An 8925-nucleotide genomic window follows, 5' to 3' on the forward strand; every position below is an offset into this window, starting at 1 on the left:
TTCTAAGAGCGTTTTCATTTTTTTGATTTTTCCTCTTGAATTTTTCCGAAAAAGTGATAAGATAATAGTAAAGAGATAAGAAAATTGCTGTGGTATACGAATTCATACTCATGTGTTGACCGACTATTTTTGTATTATTCGGGAAACAATTCTTTCTAGCAGTATGCAGGCCGTCTCACACGGAAGCGACTAAGTTAGAAATACCGTTGCCCACCTGCTTCTATTTGTGCGGGATCAATACAAATTTTGAATCACCGGTACCAATACAGCGTTTTTTATTGCCTCCTTAGCTCAGTTGGTAGAGCAGTAGACTCTTAATCTATGGGTCGCAGGTTCGAGCCCTGCAGGGGGCATCAAACTTCAACAGTAAAAGCCTTGATTTACAAGGCTTTTTTGCTTGTTCAAACCAAATTTGTTCCAAAATTGCTCCAAAAAATTATAAAAGTTTTCGGACGTTATTAAATTCATCATTTATTTTTTCTTCCAAGGTATGACCATAACGTTCCGTTATTAAAAGATACTCAAACTGGGAAACTAGTTCGCCCTGAAGACCAAGAAGAATTCAATCCCCATAGATATATCGAAGCTTATCATCCCAGCAAACTTGATGATTTTTTAACAAAAATGGATACAATTAATAGAGAAATAAAGAAAATAAATGAAAGGACCTGAAATTCTCAGGTCCTTATTTATAAAATCCAAAATATAAAATTTGTACAGAAAATTATCGCATTTTCAATCTAATAACGTCGATCAATACCAGACTTTTTACTCGATTTGTAAATAAGAAGAAACACCCCATACCCTATACAAATAAAAATAAATGATTGGAGTATCAAAATTGTGTAGTCAGTGATTGATACCGAAAAGCCAATTGAAAGTTGTCTACTCAAAAAAATTCCCTTTGAAATAGGAAGGAAACTTCCCATATCAATTAACCAAGAAGGCATTAGATCCGTTGGCAGTACTGCACCTGTAAGAAGTAACAGAGAATATGAGATAATTGATTCAAAAGAAGCGGTTTTAGTATATTTTAAAGTCAGTCCAACTAGCAATAATGTGAAACCAAACATTCCACAGGCTGAAATTAAGAATATAAATAAATACTGAATATTAAATTCAATATGTATTTGCAGTAAAGTAAATAAAATCGAAAATACAATAATCACTTTAACTAAATTAATCAGTAACCACACGATGGTCCTTACTATTATCAACTGCTCAAAAGGGAACGGTTTAAGAATCAGCTGATCCAGTATCCCCATTTGTTTTTCCGAAGAAATAGAAACAGAAGCTTCGCTAATAACAGAGTTTAGTAGATACCAGTAAACAAATCCGATATATACTTCTGCACTATTTCTATTATTAATTACCAAGAAGCAGATGGATGTTAAAACTGTAACCACTATACTTACTATCTGATCTGGGTAATAACATTTAATTTCTTGAATATACTTGCTTAATTCAGCTTTAAACAATTTATACATTATTGACCTCCTTCTTCATAGAAGTAGTTCAGAGTGTCCTCTAATGTTGCTCGATCTCTATATATTGAATCAATTTGGCTCAATAGTTTATTATCTTGTAAAAATTTCAAAAGAATATCAACTCTGTCAGCACTTAAAACTATTTTTTGATCAGCTAGTCGATAATTTATATTAGAAGGCAGGTTCGACAATCGATCTACAGTATTTATAACTGCTTTAAAATCAGATTCAAATGTTCCTTTTGAAACAAATTGATCATAAGTTCCTTCAAATAGTATCTTTTGATTGTCTATAAGAATAACATAATCTGCCAGATCTTCAATAATATTTGATTGATGCGATGTTAAAATAATTGTTTTCCCGTCTTCTTTGGATAGTGTTTTTAGACAATCACAAATATCATTTGTTGATTGAAAATCCACTCCTAAAGTTGGCTCATCAAGAAAAAGAACATCAGCCTCTGACACTAATGCAATGATCAAAGATAGTTTTTGAATCATTCCTCTTGAATACTGTCCGGATACTTTATTAATATGATGACTTAAATCAAAAGCTGAAATCATCTGCTGGATATAATCAGATTCAAAAGTTAGTTTCGATTTTGAAAGATTCAAAAAATAATCTATATTCTGCTTACCTGTCAAAAAACTATAAATATTATCTGTTGCTTCTAATATAGCGCTAACTCGACTATAATAATTATTCCTATATTGGTCTATTCTTTTTCCATCAAAAAAAATTTGACCTTTTGTTGGATAAATTAGTCCTAATAAAAGTTTGATTATGGTTGTTTTCCCAGCACCATTTCTACCTAAAATAGCTGTAATTTTCCCTTTAGGAATCTTGAAAGATAGATTATCTAAAACAATCCTTTCCTTATATTGCTTCGTTAAATTCTCTATATTGTATATTTCCATCACTTATTCCCTCTAAAATAATAGTCGAATATCATAGGTACATCATTTAATTCGAATTGTTTCTTGGGACACTCAAAATCTCCATTATTCTTTTTATAAAGACAACCTCCATCACATACTGGTAAAAAAGCACACTTTTTACATTCACTGGATGAATTGTTTATCTCAGAAAAAAATGCTTGATTATAATAATAGGCAGAGGTGGGACGACGAAATCAAACGTCATACCGACATTATTCTTCAACATGATATTTTTATTTATTATCTAGTTTAATGATGCCATCATAACCAAGACCAGAGTCCTGATGCGATACATGGAGTAAGGTAAGCTCGTTCATTGATAAAAGATACTCCTGAATACTCTGTGACGATTGGCGATCGATCGCACTAAATGATTCATCTAAGAATAGTACTTGTTTTTCCTGAAGAAGCGCCCTAATAATACCTATTTTTTGTACCTGACCTCCAGATAAATCACTTCCTTTACCATAACTTTCCTCCAGTGACTCCCTATCCGGGAACCGATCTCTCAGTCCAAAAATATCGATTAAAGACCACAAATACTCCTCATTTACGGTTTGGTATAGGGTAATATTATTGAAATAGGTATCGTGGAATAAATAAGGTTTTTGAGGAACATAAGCGATCAAATGTTGAATTTGGTAAAATCCATATGTTTCTAAGGGTTTCCCGTTTATCTCAATAAGCCCTGAGTAAGATTCTTTATTTTTTATGACGATTTCTAACAAAGTTGATTTCCCACTTCCATTCTTTCCCTTTATCAAATACTTCTTATGGTGTTCAATAGGTCCAACATTTTCAGGATAAGTTATATTCGTCCCATCGTTTACTTTAAAAATAAGATTCTTAATTGTTAATCCAAAGAATTTAATATCTTTATCTTTTAGCAATTCCTCATCTTGCTTTAAAGCAACGTTTCTCATCAATCCATGTAAAATATCCTTCGAAGAGTTCATATCTCCAATTCCTGCAGCAATCTGATTAATAGGTGAAACTAGTTCAGACGAAATGGAGTATATAGCGACAATTGACCCTACAGTCACTGCTCCATTTAAAACTTGCCAACCACCTATTCCTAAAATGAAAACAGTAGTAGCATAAAAAGTCAATCCAATTAAAGTGTTTCCAAAGGCACTTAAACTATTTCTAGCTTCTATTCGTCTACTAACTTGTGTATACCTCTCCAGAAGTATCTCTCTGAATTTGGTAACAGACTTACTATTTTTGATAATCGTCAATCCTTCTAAGAAATCAGTTAAAGTGCCTGTATATTCTGCTTTTGTTTCCGATATATTGTTCTGCAAACTGGTTAACTTTTTAGAAAATATATACGGGATAACAATAGGTAAAAACGAGAAGATGAGCACAAATATTGCAGTCAGAAAATCTAAACTAAATATAGCAAAAATTGAAAGTATTAGCGAAAATATACCTTGAGCTACTGTTAACTGATTTTCAAAATAAAGTTCCTTCACCGTTTCAATATCGTTTGAAATAGATGAAAGATAACCCATCTTATCTTGAGCCCCTCCATTATCTAAAATCAGACTATCTACTATCCCTTTGTGAACCTCTTCTCCCATTTGATTGATGAACTTTTTAGAAAAAAACTGCTGAACAAACTCAAAAAACAATAAGATGATCATACTGAATACTAAAAGGATTAAATACAGAATAAAATCTGAAATGCTTTGATTCATAAGAGAGTCTACTAAGAATTTGATCATCAAACTGAACAGGATATTCATTGAAGACACAAGAAAGAGACTCACAAGTGTAATATAGTAGTATCTATTTTTTAAATGCATCATAAATTACCTCACAAATTTTACTAGTACTTAGCCCAATGCTATCTTTTAACTAGCTACAACTTTCTTAGTCTCTTGATTTTTAGTTTTATATTGCATAAGAACAACCTGTGTGTGTTTGTTTCCGCATCCCATAATATTACCTTGATTAAAATCTAAAAACCTTGCTTCTTTTGTCATAAACTTCATCCTTTCTTGTGATCCCCATTCTCATTACAAACATTGATAATTCTTTCACAAATATTTGCTGGTTTTATTTTATATAATGTTTTGTTTTTTATCAATATAATTCTGTAAAATTATAATTTTCGGTCATTTCGATTTTTATGATATTTTTTGACAAAATAACGGAATAGTTCACATTTTATCCCTTCTTATACTATTATCAGAATTGCTACTTTTTTATACAACTTAAATACTTAGAACATCCTCGATTGATTTTACATCATATTTCTTTTAAGACCTAGAAAAATACACAAAAATTATTTATATTTCTGATTTTCACTCCTCTGTTAAACAATCACCTCACTTCAATAATTTATATATAATGACCCAGAAATATTAAAACTTTAGATCATAATCCATTATACTTTTCTAGTAACCTCCTATTTATGAAACATAAAAGTATTTGCCCATCACTTGCCCCACATTTTTTTATGAATACAAATAAGCGAGCTTCATGACAAGGCTCGCTTTTGTTGTTATGAAAGAATCACTCCTTTTCTAGTTCTTCGATAAATCCTCTCTCCAACTATCCTTGACGGTCACATCACCCCAATTGTTGGGGCTAAAGCGGCTGGAGTAGATGGAGGTCCAGTCTTTCAAGACTTTATTACGAAGTACGTCATCTGCTTCCTTGCGGATGTCTTCAACAGTCTTTCCATGCTCTGCCAGAAAGGCTTCTACTTGAGACTGTAGATAATATCTCACATGTTTCTCATCCTGATACCACATATAGCGTTTTAATTGTTGATTATTGACATCGTAAAGATATTCTACATTTATAGTTGTCTCTGAACCTGGTATTCTCAAACGCATTTCTAGTTCAACCTCTGTCATCCCCTGAAAATCAAAATAAAAATTATAACGTAGAGATTGAATAGCATTTGGTAAATCTTCACTTTCATAATCAATAGAATGTTTATACAAATCTTGGGATCCATTGTCAACGATTTTTAAACCTTTTAACTGATAAAAAGCTCGACCATTCCAGAGAAACGTAAAATTGTGATAATCACTTTCTTCATAGTATATTTCATCAAAAATATTGTGAATCCGCTGATGTTTATAATACTGAAAGCCACTGAAAGATACGAACAAAACTACTAGCAACGAATAGAATAATTTTCTCTTCTTCATCCAATCACCTCATAGCAGCCTGAGCTTCTATCGGACTGGACGTAATTTGACCTTTCTCCATCATACGTTCTTCCTCTAACCCTTTATTTTAAGTTCTATCCTATCATATTTTGTAGGAAAAGACATGTAACATAGCGTCATATTTGTATCCACTCAAGAACATTAAAAATCATACATGATAAAAATGAGCACGAAATACGGTTTAGTCCCGACTTACTTTTAGGATCAAAAAAACTGATGCAGTCAGCCAACTGCATCAGAATACACGATAGAAGAAGAAATAGACGTATCTATTCTTTCCAGCCTACTAATTGAAGTGTCAAAACCGACCCAAAGAGGAGATTTATCCTAAAAGGGTTTGCAAAATCGGAATCACGACAATAAAGAGCAAGGTACTGAGGGTCACGACATTGGTTGAAAATTCCACATCGCCATCGCCTTGGTTGGCCAAGATTGGCAAGACCGCCAAGGCTGGTGTGGCAGACTGAATCATAAAGGTCCGAAACTCAGGTGTCACCATATTTGGAGAGAAGAATTTAAGCACCAACACCATGATGATAGGGGCCAGGATAAAGCGACCCACTAAGGTGATAATGGTATCTTTATCAAAGCGAATGGTTTTCAGACCTGCCTTAGCTAGGACAATCCCGATATAAACAAGTGACAAAGGTGTGGTCAGGCTACCAACATAATTCAAGGTGCTAGTTGCAAAGCTTGGGACTGGCAAACGCAAAATCAAGAAAACCAAAGCCACCAAGAAGCCTAAAAGAGGAGCTGGCAACAATTTCTTCCAGTTAAATTCTTGCGCTTTTTTGCTTTCACCATCCTTACTGTCAGAGGTCATTAGGTAAACCCCCAAGGTCCAAGTGGATACCGTATTGGTGATATAGTAAATCAAGAAATAAGGGAGGGCTTGGTTGCCAAAAAGAGCGATATTTAGAGGCAGACCAATGAAAATGGTATTGGCATTGACAAAGGTATTAATCATGGTCCCCCGACGGCCCGGACGCACTCTAAAGAGTTTGACCGCGAGAAAGGCCATAACATAACCTAAGCCAAAGGCGACAAAGGTATAAATCAACCCGCCGGATAGGCTAATCAACTTGTCTAAGGTCAAGTATTTTAAAACTGAGGTGAAGATGGCAACAGGCATGGCCACATTCATGATGAGTTTTGACAAGTCATTGCCAAAGCTATCTTTGAACCAACCACGTACCTGTAAGAAATAGCCTAAAACAATGATGGCTATGATGGGGACAATGGACTCAATAGATGTTAAAAGTACTTTCATAACTGCTCGGTTCCTTCTAATTTTTTAAGCAAGGTTAACTTCCTGTTTCAAAGGTATTATACCACCATACCTGGTGGAGGGTCGGAGATTTAACTCCATTTTTGGCTCCTACTAGACGGTGGCATCTCACGAAATATTGATGGCATCGGAGCTTGATACATTTTCATGTAACAGTCTATTCAAACTGCTCCTTTATAAAAAGCGTCGTGCCACCAACTGACACGAACGCTTAGTGCCCCTTATTTGTATTCAGGATACCATTTGAAATCACGGACAGCCTTGGCCATGTCTTGTTCTTGGGCACGGGCCAAGCCTTGTTCTTGGGCTTTTTTAGCAACGGCTTCTGCTACCTTGATAGAGACATCGCCCACATATTTGAAAGGCGGTAAAACAGGCGCCCCTGCTTGCGTAATATCAGTAATACCCGACAAGGAGTGCGCTGCAGCCCCGATCATTTCATCGGTCAAGAGGCTAGCTTCTGAGGCCAACATGCCTAGGCCAAGCCCTGGATAAATCAAAGCATTGTTGGCTTGACCAATGACATAGTCAACTCCCTTGTAAGATACAGTATCTGCTGGGATACCAGTAGCCACAAAGGCTTTCCCATCAGACCATTCAATCAAATCTTTAGCGCTGGCTTCTGCAAGTTTAGTTGGGTTGGACAGTGGGAAAATCACAGGACGCTCGGTATTGGCACACATGGCTTCCACCACTTCCTTGGTGAAGCTACCCGGTTGCGTAGAAGTTCCGACTAGGATGGTCGCCTGAGTCGCCTTGACAACATCCAACAACTTGGTCATATCGCCCTTGCCTTCAAAGTCCGAGCGTTTCTTGGCAAATGGTTTTTGTTCTGGTGTCAAGTCGTCCATGTCGTCAAAGAGGAGACCTTGTTTGTCTACCATAAAGAAGCGTTTGTAGGCTTCTTCCTCAGATAAGCCATCGACCACCATTTCACGCAGGACACGGGCTGCAATCCCTGCCCCAGCGGTACCGCCACCATAGCAGAGGTAGACTTGATCGGTCAGTTTTTGCTTGGAAATATCCATAGCCGCAAAGACACCACCTAGCGTCACAATCCCTGTTCCTTGAATATCATCATTAAAGGTTGGGATTTTCTTGCGGTATTTTTCCAAGATATTGGCTGCATTCAAACGACCAAAGTCTTCCCAATGCAGGTAGAGTTTAGGGAAAAGTTTTTCAGCCGTTTGCACGAACTGGTCCACAAATTCATAGTAACGGTCGCCGCGCACCCGTTCGTGACGGTTTCCGAGGTAGTTTGGATTGTTGCGGAGTTCTTCACGGTTGGTCCCTGCATCAATGACCAAAGGCAAGACAGTCGCAGGGTCAATGCCGGCTGCCCCTGTGTAGACCATGAGTTTACCGACCGAGATATCCACCCCATTGGTGCCCCAGTCACCGATACCAAGGATACCTTCTGCATCCGTCACAACAATGAGACGAATGTCACGGTCCCCAGCCGCATTTTTCAAAGTCGCTTCAATATTTTCAGGATGGTTAATATCGAGGTAGGCAGCGTACTGCGGATCCACAAAGAGGTCACTGTAGCCCTCGATGGTGTCTGCGATGGTTGGGTCATAGACGATAGGATTGAACTCTTCCAAATGTTGAGAGAAAAGATAGTAGAAAAGGGTCCGATTGGTGTTGAAAATCTCCATCAAAAAGAGCCGTTTTTCCAAATCATTGGCCTTGGTTTGCATATGGGCATAGGTTTGTGCGGCTTGCTCTTCCAGCGTTTGCACATATGGGGGCAAGAGTCCCACCAAACCTAGCTCTTTACGCTCTTCTTCTGTAAAGGCCGTTCCTTTATTGAGAAAAGGGTTGTTTAAAATAGCACGTCCACTCATGACGCTACCTCCTTTTTATGATACCTTATTATAGCATACTTTAAGAGAACATTGTACTCTATAACTAACATTTTGGCTTCTATTGTCACTCGCACCTTGCATCTGGACTTAGTACTTCGGAAAGGCACATCATTTTTGCTAAAAAGTATGCTATACTAAACTATGTTTTCTTTAGCG

At 36.6% G+C, this 8925-nt stretch carries 8 protein-coding genes, 1 tRNA gene and 1 other RNA gene; 2 read left to right on the forward strand and 8 right to left on the reverse strand.

All coding sequences use genetic code 11. The features are described from left to right. Positions 1 to 81 precede the first annotated feature (81 nt). Together ssrS and STRDD13_RS05860 are read left to right on the forward strand one after the other, a co-directional pair. Positions 82 to 276, forward strand: a non-coding RNA gene (gene ssrS, locus STRDD13_RS05855) — 6S RNA. A 4-nt stretch (positions 277 to 280) separates the two neighbouring features. After that, a tRNA-Lys gene (locus STRDD13_RS05860) sits at positions 281 to 353 on the forward strand. Between the two features lie 387 nt (positions 354 to 740). Here STRDD13_RS05860 and STRDD13_RS05865 read toward each other — a convergent pair. The 8 genes from STRDD13_RS05865 to STRDD13_RS05890 all read right to left on the reverse strand — a co-directional run bounded on the left by STRDD13_RS05865 (position 741) and on the right by STRDD13_RS05890 (position 8748). Then, entirely contained in the window at positions 741 to 1487 is a 747-nt protein-coding gene (locus tag STRDD13_RS05865) for an ABC transporter permease (protein WP_067102962.1), read from the reverse strand. Beyond that, positions 1487 to 2404 carry an ABC transporter ATP-binding protein gene (locus STRDD13_RS05870; RefSeq protein ID WP_067102964.1) on the reverse strand — a complete coding sequence of 306 codons (918 nt, stop codon included), beginning with the start codon at positions 2402 to 2404 and terminating at the stop codon, positions 1487 to 1489. Before STRDD13_RS05870 ends, STRDD13_RS05865 begins: the two co-directional genes overlap by 1 nt. Further along, positions 2404 to 2568: a hypothetical protein gene (locus STRDD13_RS08995; protein ID WP_082781208.1), complete on the reverse strand. Its 165-nt coding sequence runs from the start codon at positions 2566 to 2568 to the stop codon at positions 2404 to 2406. Before STRDD13_RS08995 ends, STRDD13_RS05870 begins: the two co-directional genes overlap by 1 nt. A gap of 90 nt (positions 2569 to 2658) precedes the next feature. Further along, positions 2659 to 4236 (reverse strand): ATP-binding cassette domain-containing protein, encoded by a 1578-nt coding sequence (locus tag STRDD13_RS05875; protein ID WP_082781186.1) that lies wholly within the window; start codon positions 4234 to 4236, stop codon positions 2659 to 2661. Between the two features lie 45 nt (positions 4237 to 4281). Further along, positions 4282 to 4413 (reverse strand): hypothetical protein, encoded by a 132-nt coding sequence (locus STRDD13_RS08860; protein ID WP_269450103.1) that lies wholly within the window; start codon positions 4411 to 4413, stop codon positions 4282 to 4284. 543 nt (positions 4414 to 4956) lie between these two features. After that, positions 4957 to 5592 (reverse strand): TipC family immunity protein, encoded by a 636-nt coding sequence (locus STRDD13_RS05880; protein WP_067102967.1) that lies wholly within the window; start codon positions 5590 to 5592, stop codon positions 4957 to 4959. Positions 5593 to 5935: 343 nt separating this feature from the next. Continuing rightward, positions 5936 to 6883, reverse strand: coding sequence for an AEC family transporter (locus STRDD13_RS05885; RefSeq protein WP_067102970.1), 948 nt, complete (start codon positions 6881 to 6883; stop codon positions 5936 to 5938). Positions 6884 to 7122: 239 nt separating this feature from the next. Beyond that, the gene (locus tag STRDD13_RS05890) at positions 7123 to 8748 is read right to left on the reverse strand and encodes a malolactic enzyme (protein ID WP_067102972.1); all 1626 of its coding nucleotides are present in this window, start codon (positions 8746 to 8748) and stop codon (positions 7123 to 7125) included. Positions 8749 to 8925: the final 177 nt, after the last annotated feature.

This window comes from Streptococcus sp. DD13, assembly GCF_001578875.1.
GTDB lineage: Bacteria > Bacillota > Bacilli > Lactobacillales > Streptococcaceae > Streptococcus.